This window comes from Nocardia sp. CY15 (assembly GCF_009829295.1).
In the GTDB taxonomy this organism is placed as follows: domain Bacteria; phylum Actinomycetota; class Actinomycetes; order Mycobacteriales; family Mycobacteriaceae; genus Nocardia; species Nocardia sputi.
The window spans coordinates 54,892-78,323 of the sequence record NZ_VUOT01000012.1 but is presented as its reverse complement, the minus strand read 5'-3'; the positions used below and the strand labels follow the sequence as shown (position 1 = coordinate 78,323).

General features: G+C 65.8%; 27 protein-coding genes and 4 pseudogenes. 10 read left to right on the top strand and 21 right to left on the bottom strand.

From position 1 onward, the window contains the following. Positions 1-214 precede the first annotated feature (214 nt). From prcA to dop, 4 genes are all read right to left on the bottom strand, one after another. Positions 215-1,009, bottom strand: a complete 795-nt coding sequence (gene prcA / locus GVY39_RS16450; RefSeq protein ID WP_159925430.1) for a proteasome subunit alpha — start codon at positions 1,007-1,009, stop codon at positions 215-217. Positions 1,010-1,011: 2 nt separating this feature from the next. Next, positions 1,012-1,866 (bottom strand): proteasome subunit beta, encoded by an 855-nt coding sequence (prcB, locus tag GVY39_RS16445; protein ID WP_159925432.1) that lies wholly within the window; start codon positions 1,864-1,866, stop codon positions 1,012-1,014. Next, the gene (locus tag GVY39_RS16440) at positions 1,863-2,057 is read right to left on the bottom strand and encodes a ubiquitin-like protein Pup (protein ID WP_014986166.1); all 195 of its coding nucleotides are present in this window, start codon (positions 2,055-2,057) and stop codon (positions 1,863-1,865) included. The genes prcB and GVY39_RS16440 overlap by 4 nt, the downstream gene beginning before the upstream one ends. A 387-nt stretch (positions 2,058-2,444) precedes the next feature. Further along, entirely contained in the window at positions 2,445-3,944 is a 1,500-nt protein-coding gene (dop, locus tag GVY39_RS16435; protein ID WP_159925434.1) for a depupylase/deamidase Dop, read from the bottom strand. Positions 3,945-4,066: 122 nt separating this feature from the next. On the opposite strand from dop, the gene GVY39_RS16430 reads away from it, so the two are divergent. From GVY39_RS16430 to GVY39_RS16415, 4 genes are all read left to right on the top strand, one after another. Beyond that, positions 4,067-5,272 carry a DUF418 domain-containing protein gene (locus GVY39_RS16430; protein WP_159925436.1) on the top strand — a complete coding sequence of 402 codons (1,206 nt, stop codon included), beginning with the start codon at positions 4,067-4,069 and terminating at the stop codon, positions 5,270-5,272. After that, complete coding sequence (locus GVY39_RS16425; RefSeq protein ID WP_240679463.1) at positions 5,233-5,961, top strand: NUDIX domain-containing protein; 729 nt, start codon at positions 5,233-5,235, stop codon at positions 5,959-5,961. The genes GVY39_RS16430 and GVY39_RS16425 overlap by 40 nt, the downstream gene beginning before the upstream one ends. Positions 5,962-6,025: 64 nt before the next feature. Further along, on the top strand, positions 6,026-6,313 hold the full coding sequence (locus tag GVY39_RS16420) for a DUF427 domain-containing protein (protein WP_159925438.1): 288 nt from the start codon (positions 6,026-6,028) through the stop codon (positions 6,311-6,313). A 230-nt stretch (positions 6,314-6,543) separates the two neighbouring features. After that, complete coding sequence (locus GVY39_RS16415) at positions 6,544-7,338, top strand: helix-turn-helix domain-containing protein (RefSeq protein WP_369412155.1); 795 nt, start codon at positions 6,544-6,546, stop codon at positions 7,336-7,338. A gap of 996 nt (positions 7,339-8,334) precedes the next feature. Here GVY39_RS16415 and GVY39_RS16410 read toward each other — a convergent pair. The 3 genes from GVY39_RS16410 to GVY39_RS16400 form a co-directional block, all read right to left on the bottom strand. Beyond that, complete coding sequence (locus tag GVY39_RS16410; protein WP_201295237.1) at positions 8,335-8,703, bottom strand: hypothetical protein; 369 nt, start codon at positions 8,701-8,703, stop codon at positions 8,335-8,337. Positions 8,704-8,918: 215 nt separating this feature from the next. Continuing rightward, complete coding sequence (locus tag GVY39_RS16405) at positions 8,919-9,125, bottom strand: DUF397 domain-containing protein (RefSeq protein WP_159925440.1); 207 nt, start codon at positions 9,123-9,125, stop codon at positions 8,919-8,921. Next, the gene (locus tag GVY39_RS16400; RefSeq protein ID WP_159925442.1) at positions 9,115-10,047 is read right to left on the bottom strand and encodes a helix-turn-helix transcriptional regulator; all 933 of its coding nucleotides are present in this window, start codon (positions 10,045-10,047) and stop codon (positions 9,115-9,117) included. Before GVY39_RS16400 ends, GVY39_RS16405 begins: the two co-directional genes overlap by 11 nt. Before the next feature lie 250 nt (positions 10,048-10,297). Between GVY39_RS16400 and GVY39_RS16395 the strand changes: the two genes are divergently transcribed. Both GVY39_RS16395 and GVY39_RS16390 read left to right on the top strand, forming a co-directional pair. Beyond that, entirely contained in the window at positions 10,298-10,495 is a 198-nt protein-coding gene (locus tag GVY39_RS16395) for a hypothetical protein (protein ID WP_159925444.1), read from the top strand. A 31-nt stretch (positions 10,496-10,526) separates the two neighbouring features. After that, complete coding sequence (locus tag GVY39_RS16390; RefSeq protein ID WP_159925446.1) at positions 10,527-10,811, top strand: hypothetical protein; 285 nt, start codon at positions 10,527-10,529, stop codon at positions 10,809-10,811. Positions 10,812-11,134: 323 nt separating this feature from the next. Here GVY39_RS16390 and GVY39_RS16385 read toward each other — a convergent pair whose 3' ends face one another. The 4 genes from GVY39_RS16385 to GVY39_RS35275 all read right to left on the bottom strand — a co-directional run bounded on the left by GVY39_RS16385 (position 11,135) and on the right by GVY39_RS35275 (position 13,171). Then, positions 11,135-11,947: an HNH endonuclease gene (locus GVY39_RS16385; protein WP_159925448.1), complete on the bottom strand. Its 813-nt coding sequence runs from the start codon at positions 11,945-11,947 to the stop codon at positions 11,135-11,137. A gap of 203 nt (positions 11,948-12,150) precedes the next feature. Continuing rightward, positions 12,151-12,462 (bottom strand): hypothetical protein, encoded by a 312-nt coding sequence (locus GVY39_RS16380; RefSeq protein ID WP_159925450.1) that lies wholly within the window; start codon positions 12,460-12,462, stop codon positions 12,151-12,153. 233 nt (positions 12,463-12,695) lie between these two features. Continuing rightward, complete coding sequence (locus GVY39_RS16375; protein WP_159925452.1) at positions 12,696-13,004, bottom strand: hypothetical protein; 309 nt, start codon at positions 13,002-13,004, stop codon at positions 12,696-12,698. Further along, positions 13,001-13,171, bottom strand: coding sequence for a hypothetical protein (locus GVY39_RS35275; RefSeq protein WP_370523798.1), 171 nt, complete (start codon positions 13,169-13,171; stop codon positions 13,001-13,003). The genes GVY39_RS16375 and GVY39_RS35275 overlap by 4 nt, the downstream gene beginning before the upstream one ends. A 296-nt stretch (positions 13,172-13,467) precedes the next feature. On the opposite strand from GVY39_RS35275, the gene GVY39_RS33905 reads away from it, so the two are divergent. Beyond that, a complete protein-coding gene (locus tag GVY39_RS33905; RefSeq protein WP_201295239.1) occupies positions 13,468-14,007 on the top strand; it encodes a hypothetical protein in 540 nt (179 codons plus the stop codon). Positions 14,008-14,314: 307 nt separating this feature from the next. On the opposite strand, the gene GVY39_RS16360 is transcribed toward GVY39_RS33905, so the two are convergent. The 6 genes and pseudogenes from GVY39_RS16360 to GVY39_RS35270 all read right to left on the bottom strand — a co-directional run bounded on the left by GVY39_RS16360 (position 14,315) and on the right by GVY39_RS35270 (position 18,378). Continuing rightward, a complete protein-coding gene (locus GVY39_RS16360) occupies positions 14,315-15,130 on the bottom strand; it encodes a GNAT family N-acetyltransferase (protein WP_159925458.1) in 816 nt (271 codons plus the stop codon). Positions 15,131-15,336: 206 nt separating this feature from the next. Continuing rightward, a pseudogene (locus GVY39_RS16355) lies at positions 15,337-15,831 on the bottom strand (transposase); the annotation flags it as partial. Continuing rightward, positions 15,798-16,546 (bottom strand): annotated as a pseudogene (locus tag GVY39_RS16350) (transposase); the annotation flags it as partial. The pseudogenes GVY39_RS16350 and GVY39_RS16355, both read right to left, overlap by 34 nt. Before the next feature lie 46 nt (positions 16,547-16,592). After that, positions 16,593-16,823: pseudogene (locus GVY39_RS16345) on the bottom strand (transposase); the annotation flags it as partial. Between the two features lie 308 nt (positions 16,824-17,131). Further along, complete coding sequence (locus tag GVY39_RS16340; RefSeq protein ID WP_159925460.1) at positions 17,132-17,923, bottom strand: N-acetyltransferase; 792 nt, start codon at positions 17,921-17,923, stop codon at positions 17,132-17,134. Between the two features lie 227 nt (positions 17,924-18,150). Further along, complete coding sequence (locus GVY39_RS35270) at positions 18,151-18,378, bottom strand: integrase core domain-containing protein (protein ID WP_369412156.1); 228 nt, start codon at positions 18,376-18,378, stop codon at positions 18,151-18,153. A gap of 124 nt (positions 18,379-18,502) precedes the next feature. Between GVY39_RS35270 and GVY39_RS34400 the strand changes: the two are divergent. Next, positions 18,503-18,792: pseudogene (locus GVY39_RS34400) on the top strand (transposase); the annotation flags it as partial. A gap of 275 nt (positions 18,793-19,067) precedes the next feature. On the opposite strand, the gene GVY39_RS16330 reads toward GVY39_RS34400, so the two are convergent. Next, the gene (locus tag GVY39_RS16330) at positions 19,068-19,448 is read right to left on the bottom strand and encodes a nitroreductase family deazaflavin-dependent oxidoreductase (RefSeq protein ID WP_159925464.1); all 381 of its coding nucleotides are present in this window, start codon (positions 19,446-19,448) and stop codon (positions 19,068-19,070) included. Positions 19,449-19,501: 53 nt separating this feature from the next. On the opposite strand from GVY39_RS16330, the gene GVY39_RS16325 reads away from it, so the two are divergent. After that, complete coding sequence (locus GVY39_RS16325) at positions 19,502-20,086, top strand: NUDIX domain-containing protein (RefSeq protein WP_159925466.1); 585 nt, start codon at positions 19,502-19,504, stop codon at positions 20,084-20,086. A 16-nt stretch (positions 20,087-20,102) separates the two neighbouring features. On the opposite strand, the gene GVY39_RS16320 is transcribed toward GVY39_RS16325, so the two are convergent. Then, positions 20,103-20,783 carry a TIGR00266 family protein gene (locus GVY39_RS16320; protein ID WP_159925468.1) on the bottom strand — a complete coding sequence of 227 codons (681 nt, stop codon included), beginning with the start codon at positions 20,781-20,783 and terminating at the stop codon, positions 20,103-20,105. A gap of 117 nt (positions 20,784-20,900) precedes the next feature. Continuing rightward, positions 20,901-21,269, bottom strand: coding sequence for an arsenate reductase family protein (locus GVY39_RS16315; RefSeq protein WP_159925470.1), 369 nt, complete (start codon positions 21,267-21,269; stop codon positions 20,901-20,903). Positions 21,270-21,372: 103 nt separating this feature from the next. Between GVY39_RS16315 and GVY39_RS16310 the strand changes: the two genes are divergently transcribed. After that, positions 21,373-21,876, top strand: a complete 504-nt coding sequence (locus GVY39_RS16310) for a nitroreductase/quinone reductase family protein (RefSeq protein ID WP_159925480.1) — start codon at positions 21,373-21,375, stop codon at positions 21,874-21,876. A 9-nt stretch (positions 21,877-21,885) separates the two neighbouring features. Here the strand turns inward: GVY39_RS16310 and GVY39_RS16305 are convergent, their stop codons facing one another. Further along, positions 21,886-23,214, bottom strand: coding sequence for an aspartate aminotransferase family protein (locus tag GVY39_RS16305; RefSeq protein ID WP_195072385.1), 1,329 nt, complete (start codon positions 23,212-23,214; stop codon positions 21,886-21,888). Positions 23,215-23,432: the final 218 nt, after the last annotated feature.

Below are 23,432 nucleotides of genomic sequence, written 5' to 3'. Positions count from 1 at the left end.
GACATTACAGCCATGTCAGCGACTTGCGGGGTGCACCGAAGAACCCGGATGCATACGTCTTCACAACGATTTGGCCCGCTTTGTCGGAATTTGCCCGGGTGAAACGCCGCTTCGACCGAAGGATGCACAGTTGGCCACCGGCCGGGAGCACGCCGACGCGGCCCGCGAACGAGGGGCCGTTCGCGGGCCGTCCAGCTTCTTCGGCCCTCGCCGATCACTCCCCGGGGGGAGTGTCCTTCGCCGAGGGCTCGGCGTCCGTCGAGCCGGATGCGCTCTCTTCCGACCCGTCGGCCCCGGCCGTCTTCGCCGGGCTCAGCAGGCGCTCCAGCGCGGTATTGGCCACCCGCCGGAACGCCCGGCGCGGACGAGCCTGCTCCAAGGTCGCGACCTCGAGCGAGCTCACACCGAGCGCCCGCTTCTCCGCGCCTTCCGGCACGCCCGCCTGCAGCGCGCGCACCGCGACGCCGATCGCGGCGGCCAAGTCGAGACCCGGCTGGTAGGAGGACTTCAACGCGGTGAGGATCGGCTCGGTCGTGCCGCCCATCACCACGAACTCCCGCTCGTCCACGATCGACCCGTCGAAGGTGATCCGGTACAGCACCGACTGCGCGGCCTGCTCCGGATAGCCCACCTCCGCCACACAGATCTCGACCTCGTACGGCTTGAGCTGATCGGTGAAGATCGCGCCGAGAGCCTGCGCGTAGGCGTTGGCCAGCGCACGGCCGGTGACATCGCGGCGGTCGTACTGATACCCGCGGATGTCGGCCTGCAGGATGCCGCTCCTGCGCAGGTTCTCGAACTCGTTGTACTTGCCGACCGCCGCGAACCCGATCCGGTCGTAGAGCTCACTCACCTTGTGCAGCGTCGCGGAGGGATTCTCCGCCACGAAAAGCACACCCTTGTCGTAGGTCAACACGACGACGCTGCGCCCACGACCGATGCCCTTGCGGGCGAGTTCGGTCTTGTCGCGCATGATCTGCTCGGCCGACGCGTAGTACGGCAACGTCATGATCAGGCGTTCCCTTCTTCGGCGGCCTCACGGTCGGCGACGATCCCGCGAGTGATGTCCGCGAGCCGCGAATCGGTCACCTCGGCCGCACCCTCCTCATCGATCACGATCGCCGTCGGGAAGATGCCGCGCACCAGATCCGGGCCGCCCGTCGCGGTGTCGTCGTCGGCCGCGTCGTACAGCGACTCGACGGCGATGCGCAGCGCGCGATCCTGATCGATTCCCTTGGCGTACAACTTCTTCAGCGCGGACTTCGCGAACACCGAGCCGGAACCGACCGCGGCGTATCCGAAACGTTCCTCGCTGCGTCCACCCACCACATCGAACGACACGATGCGACCCGCTTTGTCCGGGTCGGTGGCGTCCAGGTCGTAGCCGACCAGCATCGGTACCACCGCCAGACCCTGCAGGGCCGCTGGCAGATTCTCGCGCACCATCTTCGACAGCTTGTTGGCCTTGCCGTCGAAGGTCAGCGACACGCCTTCGAGCTTCTCGTAGTGCTCCAACTCCACCGCGAAGATCCGCACCATCTCCACCGCCATGCCCGCGGTGCCCGCGATGCCGGCGGCGGAATAGCTGTCGGTGATGTAGACCTTCTCGATATCCCGGCTGGCCAGAAGGTTGCCCTGGGTGGCGCGCCGGTCGCCCGCGATCAGCACACCGCCGCGATAACTGACCGCGACGATGGTGGTGCCGTGCGGAGCGATCTCCTTCGCGGAAGTGCCGCCGGGAATTCCGGCGGCACCTTGCCCGAACCTGTTGGCAGGCAACAAGTCCGGAGCATACATACGGAGATAGTCGGAGAAGGAAGAGAGGGCGTACCCCAGGTGGAGACGCGAGGGGTCACCGACTGTCACTGGCCACCTTTCTGCACGTACGCGCGGACGAAGTCCTCGGCGTTCTCCTCCAGCACGTCATCGATCTCGTCGAGCAGGTCGTCGGTTTCCTCCGCCAGCTTCTCGCGGCGCTCCTGACCCGCGGCGTCCACACCGTCGGGGCCCTCGTCCTCGTCGCCACCCCCGGCGCGCTTGGTCTGCTCTTGTGCCATGGCAGCCGACCTCCTCTGTCCTCACCATGATCGGAACCCATCCTGAGCACGGTCCCGATCATGAGCATTGTCCGTGCTCGTCCCTCAACACTACCTACCAGCACCGACAGTGTGCTTATTTTGCTGTCTCCTCGGCCGCGCGGGCGCGGCGTGTTCGCGGCCCCCCGATGGCTCGCGTCCGAGCGACCGCCGCTTGCTCCTTCGTCGCCTACGCGGCGGCCACTCGGACACGAGCCGGGCCGCGAACCGACGCATGCTCGGTCTCGCTCCGCTCGAAACCTGCGGCTGAGCTGGTGTGGGCGCGTAGGTCGGGACGCCATGGCGGTGGCTCGGGCACGAGTCGCGAACAAGCCTGGAACGGGCAGCGACGCGGGCTCGCTGCGCGAACTACGTCGTGAGCTGCTCCACCAGGTCGGCGGCGGTGTCCACGCCGTCGAGCAGCTTGCCGACGTGGGCCTTGGTGCCGCGGCGGGGTTCCAGGGTGGGGATGCGGACCAGGGAGTCGCCGCCCAGGTCGAAGATCACCGAGTCCCAGCTGGCCGCTGCGATGTCGGCGCCGAAGCGGCGCAGGCATTCACCGCGGAAGTAGGCGCGAGTGTCGGTGGGCGGGTTGGTCATGGCGTCGAGGACTTGTTGCTCGTTGACCAGCCGCTTCATCGAGCCGCGGGCGACGAGACGGTTGTAGAGACCCTTGTCCAAGCGCACATCGGAGTACTGCAGATCCATCAGGTGCAGCTTGGGAGCAGCCCAGCCGAGCCCCTCGCGGCTGCGCATGCCCTCGAGCAGGCGGAGTTTCGCGGGCCAGTCGAGCAGGTGCGCGCATTCCATCGGATCTCGTTCGAGCAGGTCGAGCACCATGGCCCAGTTCTCGATGATGTCCTGCACGCGTTTGTCGTCGTTGCCGGTGCGGTCGACGAATTTCATCACCCGGTCCAGGTACACCCGCTGCAACGCGAGGCCGGTGAGCTCGCGGCCGTCGGCGAGCGCGACGGTCGCCCGCAGCGTCGGGTCGTGGCTGATCGTGTGCACCGCGGTGACCGGGCGGGCCAGTTGCAGATCCGACAGGTCCTCGCCGGCTTCGATCAGGTCGAGGACCAGGGCGGTGGTGCCGACCTTCAGGTAGGTCGACATCTCGGCCAGGTTGGCGTCCCCGATGATGACGTGCAGCCTGCGGTATTTGTCGGCGTCGGCGTGCGGCTCGTCGCGGGTGTTGATGATGCCCCGCTTGAGCGTGGTCTCCAGGCCGACCTCGACCTCGATGTAGTCCGAGCGCTGGGACAGCTGGAAGCCCGCCTGGTCGCCGGACTGTCCGATGCCGACCCGCCCGGAGCCGCACACCACCTGGCGGGACACGAAGAACGGCGTGAGCCCGAGGATGATCTGGTTGAACGGGGTGTCCCGGCTCATCAGGTAGTTCTCGTGGGTGCCGTAAGAGGCGCCCTTGCCGTCGACGTTGTTCTTGTACAGCTGCAGCCGCGGGGCCCCCGGCACGCTCGAGGCGTGCCGTGCGGCGGCCTCCATCACCCGCTCGCCCGCCTTGTCCCAGATCACCGCGTCCAGCGGGTCGGTGACCTCCGGCGCGGAGTATTCCGGGTGAGCGTGGTCGACGTAGAGCCGGGCGCCGTTGGTGAGGATCATGTTGGCCGCGCCGACCTCGTCGGCGTCGATCACCGGCGCGGGCCCGTTCATCCGGCTCAGGTCGAAGCCGCGCGCGTCGCGCAGCGGCGACTCCACCTCGTAGTCCCAGCGGGTGCGCTTCGCGCGCGGCACGCCCTCGGCCGCGGCGTAGGCCAGGACCGCCTGGGTCGAGGTGAGGATCGGGTTGGCCGACGGCTCGGTCGGGGTCGAGATGCCGTATTCGACCTCTATTCCGATGATGCGCTGCATGGCATCGAGCCTAGGCGACGCACCCTGCCGAATCCGTCGCGACCGGCGGAGTCGAATGTCATACCGCAGGTGGTACTTCCGGAGGACCCGTTTCGGCCCAGGTCGGCGCGATAGTCGGGGACATGTCCGAATCGATTGCCGACCCCCGGGCGCAGACCATCGAGCAGCCCCATGCGGCGCCGCCACACGCATCCGCCCGGCTCGTCGCGTTGGACGTGCTACGCGGGATCGCGATCCTCGGCACCCTCGGCACCAACGTCTGGATCATGACCAACCCGGAGGGGCTGGTCGGCTATCTGCACGACCTGGGTGGCCGCGACGGCGAGTGGATGTGGACCGAGCGGGTGCTCCAGCAGGTGGCGCAGGGCAAGTTCCTCGGACTGCTCACCATCATGTTCGGCATCGGCCTGGCCATCCAGCAACGCTCCGCGGCCAAGGCCGGGCGCCGCTGGCCGGGCAAGTATCCCTGGCGGGCGGGACTGCTGCTGCTGGACGGTCTGCTGAATTTCGTGTTCGTCGCCGAGTTCGACGTGCTGATGGGTTACGCGGTGACCGGCCTGGTCGTCGCGTTCGTGCTGGCCACCGGTGAGCGGGCGCAGCGGCGCTGGCTGGTCGGCGCGGCGGCGGTGCACGTGGCGCTGTTGACGCTGATCGCGCTCGCCATGGCGTTCGCGCCGCGACAGGATTCCGCGGAGCGCCCGGCGCTGGACCCCAACCCCTACGCGGAGGGCTCGTTCTGGGATCTCGCGATGTTCCGGCTCGGCAACGCCGGGCTGTTCCGGGTCGAGGCGGTCTTCGTCTTCGCCATGTCGGTCGCCCTGTTCCTGGTCGGTTCGCGGCTGTTGCGCGCGGGAGTGTTCGCCCCGGCGGGCGCGCCGCTCCGGAAGCGGCTCATGATCATCGGCTTCGGCATCGCCGCGCCGATCGACCTGTCGGCGGGCATCCTGGGCGGCGGTGACGTCATTCTGTTCACCCGCTACGGCAGCGCGCCGTTCGTCGCTCTCGGGATTCTGGCAGCCGTCGCGGAGTGGTACGTGCGGCGTCCGCACGCCGGGTTCGCCGGGCGGCGCCTCACCGAGATCGGCCGCACCGCGCTCAGCTGCTACATCCTGCAGAACCTGGTGGCCTCGGCCCTGTGCTACGGCTGGGGCTTCGGACTCGCCGCGCGCGTCGCACCCGATGACCGTGTTCCGTTCACCGTCGGGATCTACCTGCTGGTTGCGCTGATCGTCGCCGGTGGGGCGCACATGTGGTCACGCCGGTTCGAGCGGGGACCGGTGGAGTGGTTGTGGCACGTCAGCTACCAGAGACTGGCCCGGGAACGCTGACAGCCGCCGAGGTGGCCCGCGCCCTGCACCTCCGTCTCGCCGAATACCTTGCGCCGCCGGATACTTCGCGACCGAACCGCGACACCGCCCGCGGCGAATCGGGGGACATCGCGGTCGGCGGCCGCTACCGTCGTGCCGTGACACTCGCCGACCGCTACCCGTTGCTGCACACACCGGCCCACTGGGCGTGGGGCGACCTGGACGTGCGGTTCTCCACCACGCTCCCGTCCGACGAACTGGTGACGAATATCCACGTCGTCTGCTTCATCGGCGAGGAGATCGTGCTCTGCCGCGACGAGCGCGACATCTGGCTGATCCCGGGCGGCACGAGGGAACGCGGCGAGTCCGTCGACGCGTGCGTGCGCCGCGAACTGCGCGAAGAGGCGGGAGCGCGCCCGGTCGGACCGATCCGATGGTTCGGCGCCCACCACGCCAGGAGCAACCGGCCCGCGCCGCACCGCGAGTGGCAGCCCCATCCGCACAAGGCGTGGCTCTGGTGCACCGCGGACGTGGTCATCGATTCCGCGCCGACCAATCCCGACGATGCCGAGCAGATTCTCGAGGTGCGTACTTTTCCCGTCGACGAGGCGATGCGGCGCGCCGGATCCGACGGCGAGCACCTGAGCGAACTCGTGGCTCTCGCCGTCGAACTCCACCGGCGGGCGTCGCGTCCCGATCATCCCGTGTGACCTCGTAGCCGCGGGGAATACGCGCGACCGCCGCCTGCACCCGATAGTGCGGCAGAATCGATATATGGCAACGGCAACCTGGCACGGCCGCGTCCTCGCGACCAGCGACGACACCATCATCATCGAGGGCAATCACTACTTCCCGACCGACTCGATCCGGCCGGAGTATTTCCAGCCCTCCGAGACCCACACCTATTGCCCCTGGAAGGGCACCGCCAGCTACTACACCGTGGTGGTCGACGGCGACACGAATCCCGACGCCGCCTGGTACTACCCCGAGCCGAAGACCAAGGCGGCGCAGATCAAGGACCACGTCGCGTTCTGGCGCGGCGTCGACGTGACCGACGACTGACCGGCAGCCCTTCCGGGACGAGGAATCCAGAGCGGTGCTGGTGATCGATAGCGGAATCCGGCCGGTGGCGCTGCCGTGCGGCGACCGCCGATAGGTTCGCCACCCGGGCAGCCGCGTGCTCGCCGGATTCTCGGCGGCCAGCGGTAATCGGAAAATCACGAATGCCGCGTGCGCGAAACCGATACGCTCATCCCAGGTTTCAGCGCGAGTGTCTCAGCCGGGAGCATCCCATGATGAAGGCTCTGGTCACCAACGGCTTCTCGATGTCGCCTGGGGGCGCGGCGGACGACCCGTCGCAGGCAGGCGTCGCGCTGCTCCGCCCCGGACTCCTTGCCTTCGCCGGATCGATCGGCCCGACGGAGTTGCACGCGCACCACGCCGTGCAGATCATCGCCGCGAGCACCCCGATCGTGCTGGTGGACGGCAGCGGCGTCCGCAGGCAGGGCACCCACGTCATCGTGCCGACCGACGCGCCGCACCGGATCGACGTGGGCTCCGCGCACGGCACGGCCGTCTACCTCGACCCCGAGACCGCCGCCGGCGCCGCGGCCGACCGCAGGGCCCACCTCAACGGCTGGGCCGACAGCGCGGACACCCTCGGCATCACCGCCGGTAGCGGGACCCTGACCGCACAGGTCACCGCGGTCGTCGACGAGTTGCTGCCGCAGGACGGCGCATCCGCAGGCGAGCGGCACGCGGTGGTCACGGCAGCCCTGCAACTGCTGCCCGTGCTGGTACGCACGGGCTCGGTGCGCGGCGCGGATGTCGCACGGCAATTGGGCATTCCGGCGGCCCGGTTGTCCCATCTGTTCACCGAGCAGATGGGGATTCCGTTGCGCCGCTACATCCTCTGGCTGCGGCTGCACATCGCACGGACCCGCGCGCTGGCCGGAGACGATCTCACGGCCGCCGCGCGGGCGGCGGGATTCTCCGACGGCGCGGACCTCACTCGCACCTGCCGCCGAACTTTCGGACTTCCTCCTTCGGCGCTGAGCCACATCGGCGATCCCGTTCCGGACGCATAACCGTTCCCGGGCGAGCACGGCCCGACATTCGGCACGCCTACTTGCCTACCGTTTCTCGGTCGTCAGAGGCGCAACGGACCCACCCGGCGAGCCCAGCCTAACCCTGGCCGAGATGACCCGCAAGATCACCGCAGCTCTCGACGCCGCCTGACAGAGATGCCGACCCGCGCGGCAAGCCGTGTCATGGGTCCTCTCCGGACCCCATGACACGGCGCCGCAAACATGCCCATCCGCGGCAATGCAGTTCGTAACTCTGTGACATTGGCCGAATGCGCCGCCGAGACCGGGCGTGGCCGCCTTGGGACGCGTGTGCCGGGGTGTGCTCGGGGTGATCGGCAGGCTGGTCGTCACCGCGACGACTGCCACGGGCTGCGGCGGCTGGACCTCACAACGGGATCGCGAATGCGAGCTCATCCGGACGGTGACGGTCGCGGGTCCACTCGGCCATCGGTGGGAAGCGTGCCCGATCCGTGGCTGGGATCGACCGATGTGCAGCGCGTGGCGATCAGGGACGGCAGGTCGGTCCTGATAGGTGTCTTAGTGAATTGTTACGACGGCTGGCGGATTGATCGACGCAACCCCGGGCAGCGCTCACCGTCGGAGGTTGCCGACGATCTCGGCAAGTTCTGCCACCCGGCGATCCGATCGGCCGTACCGCGCCTCCAGATGCTCTTTCAGTCGCAGGAACCTGTCGACGGCCTCGCTCGTGTAACCGAGGTTGAGAGTGCACTCGGCCAGTAGGCGCTGGCAGTACATGAACTGGTCGTCGTAGGGTCCACGCTCGACGGCGCCAGCTCTCCTCGAGAGCCGTCCCGAACGTGTTTGCGATATGCCGAAATCACAAAACTGTATACGGCACATACAGTCAGGGGATGCACGGGCGCTCCTCTCACAAACGACCAGATGGTGCCCCGGCTGCCTCAGCGATGATTCCCAATCGCCGACCACATAGTGGCGGGAAATTCCGGGGTAGGTCAGTGCAGTTCGGGTAAGGCTCTACAGAAGCTCGATCTGATCATGCTCGGGCAGTGCGTGTGGGCGTTTGTCCGTATACCAGGCGTACTCGATCCCGCTGAGCCAGCCGTTCTCCACCCATAGAATGACCTCGCCGATCGGTGATCCGTTGTGGTCGTTGACCGCTCCGCTGGCCAGGATTCCCTCCGGCGAACCGGATACTTGTACCGCGCCGGGCCGTACCGCGAGATCGACACTGGGTGAACCCGTACCCCAGGTAGCGACTACCTGCGAATACGGCACCTGCGCCAGGTACTCGGAGGCGCCGGGCACCCCCGACGACAGCAGCTTGGTGACGACGCTGGTTTCGATATCGGTCAGCATCCGTGGCTGAATAGGTGTGCTACTCATCGTGTTTTCCGGTTCTCGCGCTCCCCTGAAACGGTGCGGTGCCGATGCTGAAACACCGTCGATTTCGCGGAGACCTCAGCCCGAGAGGTTGGCAAGATCGTCGTCCTGGCCGCAGAACACGCGCCACGAATCTCCACCGCAATCGATGTCGGTAGGCGTAATCACGCCCCGACCTTGCGACGAGATCGGTACCACAGGCGAGACTGGCGCTCAGCTCAAAGCCGGTCGAAGTCTCCATTCCGCGCGCCCGCCAGGAATACATCCCACTCCGAGGGCGTGAACACCAGCACTCCACCGCCGATGTTCTTCGAGTCACGAACCCCCACATGCCCACCATCCAGATGCGCTATCTCGACGCAGTCGTTCCCGGCGGCACTACGAGTGCTTTTGAACCAGCGCGCTCCGGATAGGTCAACGGACACGGTCGAACTCCTTCGCTACCTGCCGCAGTAGGCGTTTGCTATTCGGCACGTCCAAAGCTACTCGCTGGATCACCTCGAATCCAGCTCTGTACCGCCGCACGGTGCTGGTGCGCTCCAGGTAGATGTTGCCTGTGTAGCTCTCGACGTAGACCACTGGCGGCTCCAAAGGTCGCCCCTCTCCGTCACCGGCGAAATCCAAGATCGTGAAAGGACCGGTCGAGACTCCCAGCGGGAAGCCAACCCCGAAGGGCAACACTTGCACCCGTACGTTCGGTGGCAGATCAGCCAGGTGACGCAGCTGTGTCGATATCACGCGGGGACCTCCGACAACTCGCCTGGTGACAGCCTCATCCACGACCAGTACAGCTGTCAGTGGCGAGAAGTCACGAGTGATCAACGCTTGCCTGTTACGCCGTACCCGGACGCGACGCTCGATCTCCTCTACGGTGTCCATCGGAAAGTAGACACGATCCAACGCCCGCGCGTAGTCGGGGACCTGAAACAGTCCAGGCACCATATCAGGGCGATAGACAGTGATATGAGAGGCCGACGCCGACGCCTCCATCTGCACGTAGGCGTTGAACGTCGGATTCACCTGATCGGGAAACTCGTCCAACCACGACGGCGTCCTCCCCTGCGCCGCCAGCGATTTCAGCACTGGGAGCATTTCCACTCGCTGATACAACTTGCACAACCGCCGCAAGTCTTCCTCCCTGACGACCACGTTCGGCGCGCCGGTCTCCAGCCGGTGCAGCGTCCCCGCCCCGCGCCCGATCGCCCGCGATGCCACTTCGATGGACAGTCCCGCCTCCTGTCTCATCCCGCGCAGGCAGCGGCCGAGGCTGCGGTGTGGAACGCCCCCGGTCCCGCGAATGTCGGCCCTGAGCTGCCGATTATCGGGGTCCACATCCCTCTCCCCCATACTGTTTTCTCCTTTCTGTGGAATATCCGCACTCGCTGACTGGAATAATCCTCAAAGTAATTGTGGAAGGCCATAATTCGGCCGCTTGAAAGACATTGTGCAGGGTCGCTGGAAGGTGTCCAGGGCATTTGCCACTTTGTGTCGCGAATCCGCTCGGAAATGTCCACGCGGCCCGGATCCGGTGCTCCACTGGCCGCGTGATCGGCGCGGCATAAGCCCTTTTCGCCGCCACTCGACCAGCGGAGGACACATGACCAAGGCGCTGCCGCAACGCGTTCCGTTCCCACGAGCCCGTGCTCCCTACAAGGCTGTGCCGCCGCCCGTGCTCGAGCGCTACGCCGTCGCGCTGCGGCAGTGGGCCGATGCTCCCGAACGTCCCGGAGGCGGGGTGACGACCCCTCCCCCGCCTCCGGTGACCCTCACCGAAGCCTTGTCGTGGACCGAGTGATCCGATGCAGGGCCGTCCGCGCGCGGAGGTCGTGACCGCGCTCCATCACCGCGTCACAGTGCACTGCTGCGGCCCGCGCTGGCTCATCCACGTGCCTGCCGTGGACCGCTGGACGGTGACCGGGAACAAGTCGGCGATCCGGTCCACCGCCCGGCAGATGATTGCGGCGATGACCGGACACGACAACGACTCGTTCGAACTCGACCTCGTCGCGGGCAGAGCGTTGCGCGACGCGGACGAGTTCGCGATGGGATGCCGGGCACTGACGCGATGGCAGCCGCCGGGAGAACAGGCGGCGCGCACACTGCCAGCGTGACTTGGGTCCGAGGATGGAGGTCGCCATGATCCGAGAGGACCGCTGCGGCCTTCTCCGCGAAGACATCGGCGCCATTATCGACGCCGCGCCCGCAGCCGGAACGGTGGGTTGTCCTTGGTCACGAGAAGACCTTGCTCATCATCGTCGGCAGAGCCATCAAGTTCACCTGGCCAACCAGGTCCGCTGCCGCGTTTCGCCAGCAGGCTATGACTAGTCGGCGGTGCGAGCGCGAGTGGCGGGGTGGCTGACGGTAACGGCGACTAGCCTTCCGCTGGGCAAGGTGATGCCCCAGAACTGGGGCAGTGCACGGAGGAACCGGGCACTCACTTCGTCAGTCGTCGCCTGACGCGGGCCTCGAGTTCTCGAACCGTGTAGGGGCTGGGTTTCCGACGGTGAGCCATGACATGGCAATTGGCGCACAGAGGGACCAGGTCCGTTATCGGATCTACTTCATAGTTCTCGCCCATCTGAGAGACCAGCACCGTGTGATGCACTTGGATGTAGTCGGCGCCGATCGGGCCATACACCTGTCCGTAGTCGAAGCCGCAGGCCATGCACACCGTGCCGTGGTGGGCGATACATGCATCGCGAGCTGCGCGACTGCGTTCGTATTTATTGACCTGGACGGTGCGCGTCGCGCCCTCCGGGTAGGTGCCAGGCACTTCTTCATCGCCCAGGTCATAAGCCGTAGGCTGGGCGTGCTCTATCCACAACGTGCGGAGGGCGGGGAGATCTGCGGGATCAACACGGGTGCCGGAACTATAGATTTGGCGCCACTTTGTCGCTGTAGCAGTGCCTTCCAGTGTGGGTATATCGATGAGGTCCGCCTCGGGCAGCAGCCAATCGAAATCGATGTCGATGTATTGGGTCGTTCTGCTCGAATCCGAGTGATGAGTGTCAGGCAAAGGGATGGACCTCACGATGGCATGCCCCAGGATCCCACGGCAGCGGGCATCGGGACCGCCTTGCTGCAGGAGCCATGCCTCGGTGCCGGGGGTGATCCCGTTCCGGTGGTTGCCTACGGACCAATCGGATCGCCGTGGGCCGTTGTCTCGCACGCCCCGGGCGTACGAGTCGTAGTCGGGATGCCAGTGGTTCCACATCTTCGGGTTCCAGGTCAACAAGATGGCACTCACGCAGTCGAGCGTGTCATACGCCCATCGCCCAGTGAGTACTGAATCAGGCACAAATATCGTGATTCGATCCACCGGGCTGCTCAGCCCCGATCCGTCGACTGTCCCGGTCGATCGCAAGATGAGGGTGGAGTTGGCCCGCGGACTGCGCCGACGCCGCCTGCTGAAATCACGAGCGAGTTCAGTTGCCCTGATGAGCGGGACTGCTATGCAGGAGGGCCGAAAACATCTCGGTGCCAGCGCTTCTGAGGGTCGCGAAACCAGTGGCCGATTTGACTGTTGTCGAGCTGGCGTAGTTGGGCCAATCCGATGCGGTACCGGTAGAAGAGGGCCAGGAGCTCTCGCAGGGAGCCGTCGTCTACTGGGGTCTCGACGACGATCTCCAACGTGCTGAGCCGCCCACCGTACGAGCGGACCGAGGGGATGCTATTCAGCCACTCGAAGAACGCCGCCTCGTCACCGCGCGAGTGGTACCAGACGTCGGTCGCTTCCAATACCACCGTCGACCCGCCGCCCATCAGCTTCCTGTTCCTGGTCCAACGTTTCCGTAACCGCCTTTCGGGGACTTCACATTCCAATGCGAGCCGCCGTGTGCAGCACCGCCCTCCCGGTCGGCGCCCGCACATTTCCATCGTCATGCTCCCAGCCGTAGCGGCGACCGCTGAGATCGGGGCACCCGGTAGTCATCGCCTTTTGGCAGCTCCAGTGCTATACGCGAGCTCGAAACAGGTCCGGTGCGCGAACAACCAACCTAGCTAGACGTACCGAACACAGCCGCGTACCAGTAACTTTTGGGCTTTCGGAACCATTCCCCGATTCGCTCCGTGTCGAACACCCGCAACTGCGACATATCGACGTGGTATCGATGGAACAGGGATACGAGTTCGTATACCGATTCGTCACCGGCTGTGGCTTCGACCTTGATGTAGAGCGTTCGCAGCTCACCTTCGTATGACCGCACGGCAGGAATCTTGTCGAGCCATTCAAAAAAGGCCGCTTCGTCGAACGGTGACCCGTATCTCACACCGGTTGCCTCCAGCGTGATCTCAGTGTCGCTCATCGCCGTTTGCCTCCTGGATAAACATTGTCATAATCCTTGCCGTCTTTGCCTTGCACGTCCCAGTGGGGTCCACCATGGGCGAGAGGACCCTGCCCGGTCGGCACCCACACATTTCCATCGGCATCTTCCCAGCCGAAGCGAGGCCCCTTGGGGCTCGGATTCGGCACCCACCGGTCACCACCCTTGGGAGGCACGAATCCTTCCGCCTCGCCAGGCCGGTGATGGTGGCGAGTGCACCTGCGGCGAGTGCTGCGGCGCTGAACTTGATCCCGGCCAGTGCTGTGAAGAACGACCCGACTGCACCGGCGATGGCGGTCGCGGCGGTGTCCAGGGCAGTGCCCTCCACCGTCGCCGCCCGCGGGTTGCGAATTGCCACGGCGGTGACGGCGATTACGACCGACGCGACGACGAGCGTTGCGGCCACCTGAGTATTGATGTCCGCGCGAACTGCGACGACAGCGGCGTGGTGGCTGCTTGTCGATTTCGCCAGATCGTCGGCGACCAGCTTGATGTCGTCCGCGTCCTTCGCCAGTGTTTCGAGGTGACCGGTCAGGTTCGGGATGTCGGGTGCATCGAACTTGCCGAGTCCGGCGGCGACGACTCGCAGGCGGGGTCCGGCGGCGAAGATCGTGTTGTTGTCGGCGAAGGCTTTCCACGCTTGGGCCGCGCGGTCGAGCTTGTTGGTGTCACCGTCGGGGACTTTGTCACCCGCGAGCTTGGCGACGACCTTGTCTTACAACTCCGGGAACTCGGTCTCGAGTCCGGGGCCGTTGTTCCGCGACGACGCCACACCGACGAACGGCGCAAAGCGCTGCGCTCGGCGGCCGGAGCGGTACCCCCACCCTGCGGTCGTAGCTCGAACTTCGGCAGCAACGGCTCCACATCGCCCAAAGCTCGTCCGGAACGAGACGCTTCGACAACCTGTCCGACACGGCCGAACATCATGCACCACAACCGATCACAGTCCATCGCGACCCACCGACAACCAGTCACAACGACGTGAGACACGGTCTTAGTCGAGGTTATTCCGCGAAGTGACATCTCGGAATTGCCAAAGCTCTGCATCCGATTGCTGCGTGTCGCCGGATCGTGTTGTCGAAGTCGATCCAATTGCCGATTGCGGCAACGACTTCGGTTCTCGCGGCGACCAGGTGCTCGTGTGGCTCGGTGAACCACCGTCACCGATCAGGAAACCACTCGCCGGTCTGCTGCTCGAACTGATCGGCAACCGCCAGTCCGTGAATACCGTCAACCGGACAGCTGCTGGCTGTTCCGGGCCGGCGAGCAGGACTGCCTATCCACCTCTCGGCTCAAGGCCGTGGACCATTTGAGTCGTAATCAGTCGATGTCGACTCGCCTAACAAGCGATGCATTTCGACCCGGAGGCCACGCGGACCTTCCTCCTCACGACCCGTCCACCCGAAGCCGTGTCTTCGATAGGCGCCATCGGCGGGCAGGTTTTCTTCTCGTACCGAGAGAGCCACACGACGGTAGCCGTTGTTCCGGGACCAATCCACGACCGCTTCAACCAAGTGGTCCGCGGCGCCGCTACCACGGGCTTCTGGTACCACGAACATCGACACCATCTCGACGGTATCCGGCCGGTCGTGTTCCACCACCGCCACCGCACCGACCAGTTTGCCATCCTGTAGGGCCACGAACTTCGCCTGGAATGACTGCGTGTGTCGGCGCCACTCGTCGGCGGTACGCTCGAGCGCTTCATCGAGCGTTGTCTTGTAGTCGTCAGGCGCTGAGGCGAGCATCTTCAGCGTGATCTCTCGATTCAGCTGCCAGTCGTCTGCGGTCAGTTGTTGTACCTCTGTGGGAGTGAGAGGCTGCTGGGTAGAGAGAGCGAGAGGATAGTAAGGCACGGGAGCACCGTCACGATCCAATCGGCAGTTGGTGATCTCCTCCACGACCCGGCGCTCCCGCTTGTTCCAGCGTTCCAGTATTGCGGCGTTCGACAGGTCGCTGTCGGTGTATGTCTGGCTCACGGTTTCGAGGGCTTGCGCGCCAATGTGCTTGCCGCGGGTGGTGTCGGCGAGGTGTCTCGCCACACGTGTCGCCTGGAAGTCCAGCTTTTCGGTCGCGAGCAGGAGAGCTTGCACTATCTTTGTCCCCAGCACCCCCGCTCTCCTACCTTTCATGCGCTCCGCAGTGGCTGATGCGCAGTGATCAGTATTATCACTACCGCTGCCCCAAGGTGGAAGCGTCCTGCAGGGTAGGTGTGGCCGGTCCCCGATAAGGCGACCACCCGGCATCGGAGTCCGGGGTTGGGTCAAGTCCAGGGGCGTGGTGTAGGAGGGGCGGTCACTGCTGATCCGGTTGGTGGTCAGGCGGTGAGGGCTGGGGTGGTGGTTTCCTCCTGGTGGTCTGGGTTGGTGTCGGTGGCGCGGGATCGGGCCAGGACGTCGAGGCCGAGGTAGCGGCGGCCTTCGATCCATTCGTCGTGTTGTTCGGCGAGCACGGCGCCGACGAGGCGGATGATCGCGGCGCGGTCGGGGAAGATGCCGACGACGTCGGTGCGGCGGCGGATTTCCTTGTTCAACCGTTCTTGGGGGTTGTTGGACCAGATCTGGCGCCAGATCTGTTTGGGGAAGCTGGTGAACGCCAGCAGGTCGGCGCGGGCGGTGTCGAGGTGGTCGGCGACTTTCGGCAGTTTCTCGGTCAACGCGTCGAACATCCGGTCGTATTGGGCGGCAACTGATTCCGGGTCTGCTTGATCAAACACCGAGTGCAGCAGGGTCCGCACCCACGGCCACGACGTTTTCGGACACACCGACATCAGGTTGACCGTGTAGTGGGTGCGGCAGCGCTGCCAGCTCGCACCGGACGGCCGTCGTCGGTGGCGTCGAACTGGAAATCAACTGCCCACACTCGATTCGGCGCATCCGCGGTCACCGCCGTGATCGTCGAGTCACCGATTCGTTTTCGGCGCCGTCGCTGCGGCAACCGTAGCCCTTCCTGACGCCACAGGCGTTGAACCTTCTTGTGATTCACCATCCAGCCCTCGGCACCGGCATCGTGATAAGCGCGACGGAACCCTTGACGGGGATGACTGCGCGCCCAGTCACGCAACCATGCCCGCAACGGACCATCCCGATCCGTGGGCTGCTGCGCTCCCGGAGCACGGCGCTGCGTACTGCGATGCTGCCCGGTCACCCGGCAAGCGAACCGTTCGCTGACGCCCATCAGCCGCATCAGATGCGCCACGGCCGCCCGCCGGCGTTCCGGGTCTAGAAGTTTCCCTGCGCGATCTCCTTCAACGCCGCCTTCTCCAGCTCCGCTTCAGCCAACAGCCGCTTGAGCGTCGTGTTTTCGCGTTCGAGGTCTTTCAACCGCTTCGCGTCGTCAACTTTCAGTCCACCGAACTGGTTACGCCACCGGTAGTAGGTGGCTTCGGTGATCTGCAGCGCCCGGCACACATCCGCGACGTCCTTGCCCTCGCCGAGCAGCCGATCGGCCTCGGTCAACTTCCGCACGACCTGCTCAGGGGTGTGCCGCTTCCTCGTGTCATCGCCATCGAGCCTTCCCGCCCACAGCGTGGGCCGCAAGACTCACACAGCCGACGGACCGACCTCACGGGGTCAGGTCAATCGTGCCGACCCGGGTGTCGAAATCGCGACGCCGGTAGCCGTTGCGGGAGTTGACCCGCTCGGGCGAGCGTTCGCCGTAGCCGGCACCGCACACCGCGTCGGCTTCGGCGCTCAGCAGCGACTGGATGAACATCGAGAGCATGGTGCGCAGCAGGTCAGGGCTGGCGACGGCGAGTTGATCGGACAACAACTTCGACGGGTCGATAGGCTCGACAGAGGTCATCGCGTGAACTTCTCCTTCGTTGAGCTTGGGGGTTCAAGAAGGATCACGCGGTGACCGCCCACAATCCGGCTACGACACGCTCACACGGTCGCTCCGAAATCGCTGGTACACCACTCTGCCGGACGCAACCCGGTTCTCGCGGCGACCAGGTGCTCGTGTGGCTCGGTGAACCACCGTCACCGATCAGGAAACCACTCGCCGGTCTGCTGCTCGAACTGATCGGCAACCGCCAGTCCATGAATACCGTCAACCGGACAGCTGCTGGCTGTTCCGGGCCGGCGAGCAGGACTGCCTATCCACCTCTCGGCTCAAGGCCGTGGACCATTTGAGTCGTAAGCACTCCATCTCGACTCGCCTAACAAGCGATGCATTTCGACCCGGAGGCCACGCGGACCTTCCTCCTCACGACCCGTCCACCCGAAGCCGTTCCTGCGATAGACGCTTTCGGCGGGCAGGTTTTCTTCCCGTACCCAGAGAGCCACACGACGGTAGCCGTTGTTCCAGGCCCAATCCACGACCGCTTCAACCAAGCGGTCCGCGGCGCTGCTACCACGGGCCTCCGGTACTACGAACATAGACTTCACCATGACGGTATCCGGCCGGTCGTGTTTCGCCGCCGCAACCATACCGATCGGTTTGCCATCCTGTAGGGCGACGAACTCGGCATGGTATCCCTGCACGGCTCGGCGCCACTCGTCGTCGGTAAACTCAAGCGCTTCATCGAGCGTTGTCTTGTACTCCTCAGGCGCTGAGGCGAATGCTTTCAGAGCGATCTCTCGATCCAGCTGCCAGTCGTCCGAGGTCAGTTGTTGTATCTTTGTGCGAGTAAGAGACCAGGGAATGGGCCGTCCGTCCGAGTCCAAGTACAGTCCGTCCGCATTCCGTCGACCGGATGTCATCCACAAGTCGAAGGAGCGTTTCAGTTTTGCGGCGTTCGACAGGTCGCCATCGGTGTATGTCTGGCTCACGGTTTCGAGGGCTTGCGCGCCAATGTGCTTGCCACGGGTGGTGTCGGCGAGGTGTCTCGCCACACGTGTCGCCTGGAAGTCCAGCTTTTCGGTCGCGAGCAGGAGAGCTTGCACTATCTTTGTCCCCAGCACCCCCGCTCTCCTACCTTTCATGCGCTCCGCAGTGGCTGATGTGCAGTGATCAGTATTATCACTACCGCTGCCCCAAGGTGGAAGCGTCCTGCAGGGTGGGTGTGGCCGGTCCCGATAAGGCGACCACCCGGCATCGGAGTCCGGGGTTGATTCGATCCAGTTCCAGTTGATGCCGCAGTCCACGGGGTGATGGGTGTGGTTGCAGCGGGCAGCGTACTCGGCCGGGGTCAGGTAGCCCAGCGCCGAATGGCGATGCCGCCGATTGTGTTCGTCCTCGAAGTCGCCGATGAGAACCCGGGCCCCGAGCAGGCTCGTCCAGTGGTTGCGGTTGAGGACTCGCTGTGTAGCCGCCGGTTGAACGATTCGATATGCCCGTTGTTCCACGGCGTACCGGGCGGCAAGTATACGATATCCACCCGATCGGCGCAGAACCGTTGCAGCGCAGAGGAAATCATTTCGGCACCGAAGCGGAGCGGCTGCGGGCTCGGTCGCCGCTTTTTGGGTGGCAGGCTGGCGTTGGTCGTCGGATCCGAGTGCGAGGGGATGGGGCGTGAGCGCCGGTCAGAGTTCGGCACAACGCGCTTCACCGTGTGGACCGAGGCAGTCTCTGGCGGCGATTACACCGCGCGGTGCTCGATGAGTTGGGTAGCCAGGGCTTGATCGACTTGTCGCGGGCGGTGATCGACGCAGCGTCGGTGCGAGCGAAAAGAGGGGCGATCTGACCGGCCCCGAGCCCGGTCGATAGAGGCAAGTCCGGTTCGAAGATTCATGTGCTGTCCGACCGCGTAAGACTGCCCCTGGCCGTGGGTATTTCGGCAGCCAATACCAATGACGCCGAAGCGCTGCGCCCGCTCGTGCGGGCGATCCCGGCTGGCGACGCAAACCCATCCACACGGCCCGCACATCCCACCCCGTAGCAGCTCGAGTGGCAGGGGTCTCGGTGCTATAGGGCGCCGATTCGGTAGAACATCCTGGCGACGTCAGCGGTGATGCGAAGGAAGTGTGAGCAAGTGCTGAAGAAGGTCACGAGGAAGCCGAGCCTGTGCGTCTACTTTTTCCCGCGGGCTCGAACATTGAGATTCGCTTTCCACCAAGCAGAGCGGCTCGGGGAGGTGTGCGCAGTAATCGCAGGCCGACGGCGCGTTCAGTCCGCCGGACGGGCCTCGACGTAGTACTCCGCCGAAATCGTCTTCAATATCTGCCGGACACCCACCGGCGCCCACGCCGCGGACGGGTCGTGCCGGACGACCGGATCGGTCAGCTCGACGGCGCGTCCTCGGGTCTCCAGCGTAAAACCGCCCGCCGCTCGAATGTTCTTGACCCAGTCGACGTTCCGGCCGTACGTCAGGGCGATCCGGTAGGCGTCGTCCTGTGCGAAGACCATCACCGGGGTGCGGTAGGACCGCCCCGACTTCCTGCCCTTGTGCAGCACGATGCCGAAGCCGGGCGCCCGTCCCGCGACCAGCCCCGCGGTCGGGTTGGTGACATGCCGGTTGAATCTCGCCAGTGCGTGCGGAAGCACCATGGGCGGCGATCCTCTCTCCCTGTGGCGTGCGGTGTGCACGTTACTCTCGACCGATGTCCGCTCCGCCGCCTCCCGGGACGCCCTACTCCGCAGATCCGAGCGTCGAACCGATCGCGCTCTACGATCGGGCGGGCGACCCGGTCGGCGTCGCCGAGCGGGCCACGGTCTACCGCGAAGGATTGTGGCACGCCAGCGCCGGTGTGCTCCTGCGATCCGGTGACGGCGAGCGCGTCTACGTGCACCGCCGCACCGAAACCAAGCTGGTCTTCGCGGGCATGCACGACTGTCTGGCCGGCGGTGTGGTAGCACCGGGAGAAGCGCCGCGGAAGACCGCCCTGCGCGAATTGACCGAGGAATTGGGCATCACGCCCGACCCCGCCGACCTCTCCGCGGAACCGGTGGCCACGCTCTCCTGGGACGGCGAATGGGAGGGCCGACCGATGCGCTGCCACCTGTTCGCGTACGAACTGCGCTATGACGGGCCCGTCCGCCACCAACCCGACGAGATCGCCGACGGATGGTGGTGGACCGACGGACAGTTGCGGGCACACCTGGCCGACCCGGACTGGCCGTTCGTTCCCGATACCCGCCTGCTGATCACCGACCTGCTGACCCCGGACCGGGACACGGAAGTATGACGGGACGACACCGCGCTCAGCTGGACGAGGCCGACGACCCGGCCCACGCGGCGAACGCACCGGGATTGCGGGTCTGCAGCAACACCCGGCCGGGGCCGGTGAAGTCGAAGACGAAGCCCTCGCCGGACTTCAACGACTGGATCGAACGGCCCGAAACCGCGCGCCGCATAGTGAAATTCATCGCCAGGTCGTAGGCGACCACATGGCCGGTGTCGATCGTGATCGGCTCGCCCGGCTGCAGGTCGATCACATCGACCGCGCCGAACACACCGACCACGATCTCGCCCTCGCCGTGCGCGCGCAGGCCGAACCCGCCCTCGCCGCCGAACAGATTGGCGAAACCTCCCCATTTGCTTTCCACCTGCACGCCATGCGAATTGGCGATCCAGCCCCCGCGGCTGATGAAGAACGGCCGGTCCGGGGTGATCTGCAGGTTGAGCATGTCGCCGGGGAGCGCGGGCGCCACATCGACCCATCCGCCCTGCGCCGGCGCGGTGAAGGTCGAGACGAAGAACGATTCCCCGGCCAGCACCGACCGCTTCAGCCCGGCCAGGATGCCGCCCTCGGCCTTGGCCTGCAAGGTGACTCCCGCCGAGTGGGCCACCATGGCGCCGCTCTCGACGCGCATCGGTTCGCCGCTTGCCAGGAAGCACCGAGCGACGGCGGAGGCAGGACTGTGGCGCAGTTGTACCTTCATGTCCGCCGACCCTACCGCCATGTCCCGCGCCGCAGGACCGGATGGATCACCGAGCACGCCGTGTGCCGGAACCGTCGCCCGCGGGCCGTCGGACGGCCCGCCCGGCGAGCACTGTCGTCAGAGCAGGTCGCGCAGCGTGGCGTCGTCGCGGGCCAGCACCGCCCGGCCGTCAGCTGTCAGCACGATGGGGCGCTGGATCAGCTTCGGATGCCCGACCAGCGCTTCGATCCAGCGTTCCCGGTCCGCGGCGGTCCGCGTCCAGCTCGCCATGCCGAGATCCTCGGCGATCTGCTCGCCGGTGCGGGTGATGTCCCATGGTTCGGCGCCCAGCCGCCGCAGCACCTCGTGCAACTCGGCGGCGGTCGGCGGCTGGTCCAGATACTTCCGCACGGTGTAGTCGACACCGGCCTCGTCCAGGAACGCCGTGGCATTGCGGCTTTTGGTGCACCGCGGGTTGTGCCAGATCTCGGTCTGCCGGGAAGTCATGCACGCAGGATACCGAGGGCGCACACCGCCACCGTCCGGCGGCGGGCCAGCGGATCTCGGACGTCGTGCAGCGAAGCGCGGCCGACGCTTCGATACTGGGAGCATGAGTGAGCACGCGTCGTCCGAAAACCCCTATGGCACACCGACCACGTCCGGTCCCGAGCCCATTCCGTCGTATCAGTCCGTGGTGAATCGGGTCGTACGGACGCTGCTGCGCGTCCCGGGCCTCTCCGGCATCGTCGGCAAACGATTGATGGTCCTGCACGTCGTCGGACGCAAGTCGGGCACGGTCTACGACGTGCCGGTGGCCTACACCCGGCACGGCGACACCTTGCTGATCGGTACCGCCCTGCGGCCGTGGGTGAAGAACCTCCGGGCGGGCGAGCCCGTGCGGGCTTCGTTCGGCGGCAAGCCGCGCACGTTCGATCCGGTTGTCCACACCTCCGAGGCCGACGTGCTGCGGCTCTACGAAGTCATCGCACGGGACAACAAGCAGAACGCGCAATACAACGGTATCGGCTTCACCGCCGACGGTGAGCCTTCGAAGGCCGACATCTATCAGACCTGGCAGCAGGGCGGCGTCGTGGTGGAACTGACGCCGCACTGAGCGGTCGGGTCAGCTCGCCTCGACGTAGCCGTCGGCCACCTCGAGTACTTCGTCGACGATTTCCAGCCCGATCCGCAGTTCGTCGGCCGTCGTGGTCAGCGGCGGCGCGATCTGGAAACGATTGCCCGCGTTGAACGGCCACAACCCGCGCTCTTTCGCCGCCGCGGTGACCGCGGCCATCGGTGCGGCGTCCGCGCCCGCCGCGGCGAAGGGGACCAGCGGCTGCCTGGTGCGCGGGTTGCGAACCAGCTCCAGCGCCCAGAAGAAGCCGAGTCCACGGACCTCGCCGACGCTCGGATGGCGACCGGCGAGTTCGTGCAATCCCTTTCCGAGTACGTCGGCGCCTACCGTCCGCACGTGATCCAGGATTTCCTCGCGCTCGAACACCGCGATCGAGGCCACGCCCGCCGCGCAGGCCAGAGGGTGCCCGGCGTAGGTGAGGCCGCCCGGATACGCCACGTGGTCGTAGCGCTGCGCGATGCGTTCCGCCATGAGTACGCCACCGAGCGGGACATAGCCGGAGTTCACCCCCTTGGCGAAGGTGATGATGTCCGGCTCGACGCCGAACGCCTGCACCGCGAACCATTCGCCCACGCGGCCGAATCCGACCATCACCTCGTCGGCGATGTAGACGATGCCGAATTCGTCGCACAACGCCCGTACTCCCGCGAGGTAACCGGGCGGCGGCACGAGCACACCGTTGGTGCCGACGACCGTTTCCAGGATCAGCCCCGCAATGTGCTGGGGGCCTTCCAGCTCGATGACCTGCCGCAGGTGCGCCAGCGCCGCGGCGGTCTCCTCCTCGGGACCGGTCGTGCCCCACGGTGAGCGGTACGGGTAGGGCCCGAAGAAGCGCACCACGTCGACGTTTGTCGGCTCCGCGCCCCAGCGGCGCGGTTCCCCCGTCAGGCCGATCGCGACACCCGTGCCGCCATGGTAGGAGCGATACGCGGCAAGCATTTTCGTGCGTCCGGTATAGCTTCGCGCCAAGCGCACCGCGTGCTCGACGGCCTCCGCGCCGCCCGTGGTGAACAGGATTCGGTTCAGGTCCCCCGGCGCCCGCTCGACGATCAACCGTGCCAGTTCGCTGCGCACGTCGTTGCCGACCGTCGGCGAGATGGTCGCCAACCGCTGTGCCTGGGCGACGATCGCGGCGACGATGTCCGGATGCTGGTGCCCGATGTTCACGTTGACCAGCTGGGAGGAGAAGTCGAGATAGCGTTTGCCGGTCTCGTCCCAGAAGTACGAGCCGAACGCCCCGGTGATCGGGGCCGGATTCAACTCGGCCTGTGCGCTCCACGGATAGAAGACGTGATCTGACCCGCTCATGGGGCGCATTCCCCCTTCGAACCTGGATAGAACAGCACATTGGCACCCTAGCCCTATCGGGGCGCCTGCGCGGCCGAAGGCGCGGCATATGACGGAACTGTCCCGCCTGTGATTTCTCGCAGGTCAGGAAGCCTCAGCGACGCCGACACGGACTTGGGATCATTTGTCGACCCGGGGTGTGAACCAGCGGGCGGTCTCCGGAGTCTCGTCCGGCAGCGGAACCAACA

Bases quoted from the DNA above. Each gene is read 5' to 3' on its own strand.
- dop (WP_159925434.1), bottom strand. From the start codon at position 3,944: ATGCAGCGCATCATCGGAATAGAGGTCGAATACGGCATCTCGACCCCG.
- GVY39_RS16440 (WP_014986166.1), bottom strand. From the start codon at position 2,057: ATGGCACAAGAGCAGACCAAGCGCGCCGGGGGTGGCGACGAGGACGAG.
- GVY39_RS16415 (WP_369412155.1), top strand. From the start codon at position 6,544: ATGATGAAGGCTCTGGTCACCAACGGCTTCTCGATGTCGCCTGGGGGC.
- prcA (WP_159925430.1), bottom strand. From the start codon at position 1,009: ATGACGTTGCCGTACTACGCGTCGGCCGAGCAGATCATGCGCGACAAG.
- GVY39_RS16395 (WP_159925444.1), top strand. From the start codon at position 10,298: ATGACCAAGGCGCTGCCGCAACGCGTTCCGTTCCCACGAGCCCGTGCT.
- GVY39_RS16380 (WP_159925450.1), bottom strand. From the start codon at position 12,462: ATGGGCGGCGGGTCGACGGTGGTATTGGAAGCGACCGACGTCTGGTAC.
- GVY39_RS16325 (WP_159925466.1), top strand. From the start codon at position 19,502: ATGTCCGCTCCGCCGCCTCCCGGGACGCCCTACTCCGCAGATCCGAGC.
- GVY39_RS16315 (WP_159925470.1), bottom strand. From the start codon at position 21,269: ATGACTTCCCGGCAGACCGAGATCTGGCACAACCCGCGGTGCACCAAA.
- GVY39_RS16310 (WP_159925480.1), top strand. From the start codon at position 21,373: ATGAGTGAGCACGCGTCGTCCGAAAACCCCTATGGCACACCGACCACG.
- GVY39_RS16375 (WP_159925452.1), bottom strand. From the start codon at position 13,004: ATGAGCGACACTGAGATCACGCTGGAGGCAACCGGTGTGAGATACGGG.
- GVY39_RS35270 (WP_369412156.1), bottom strand. From the start codon at position 18,378: ATGATTTCCTCTGCGCTGCAACGGTTCTGCGCCGATCGGGTGGATATC.
- GVY39_RS16305 (WP_195072385.1), bottom strand. From the start codon at position 23,214: ATGCGCCCCATGAGCGGGTCAGATCACGTCTTCTATCCGTGGAGCGCA.
- GVY39_RS16330 (WP_159925464.1), bottom strand. From the start codon at position 19,448: ATGGTGCTTCCGCACGCACTGGCGAGATTCAACCGGCATGTCACCAAC.
- GVY39_RS16320 (WP_159925468.1), bottom strand. From the start codon at position 20,783: ATGAAGGTACAACTGCGCCACAGTCCTGCCTCCGCCGTCGCTCGGTGC.
- GVY39_RS16410 (WP_201295237.1), bottom strand. From the start codon at position 8,703: ATGAGTAGCACACCTATTCAGCCACGGATGCTGACCGATATCGAAACC.
- GVY39_RS16420 (WP_159925438.1), top strand. From the start codon at position 6,026: ATGGCAACGGCAACCTGGCACGGCCGCGTCCTCGCGACCAGCGACGAC.
- GVY39_RS16430 (WP_159925436.1), top strand. From the start codon at position 4,067: ATGTCCGAATCGATTGCCGACCCCCGGGCGCAGACCATCGAGCAGCCC.
- GVY39_RS16400 (WP_159925442.1), bottom strand. From the start codon at position 10,047: ATGGGGGAGAGGGATGTGGACCCCGATAATCGGCAGCTCAGGGCCGAC.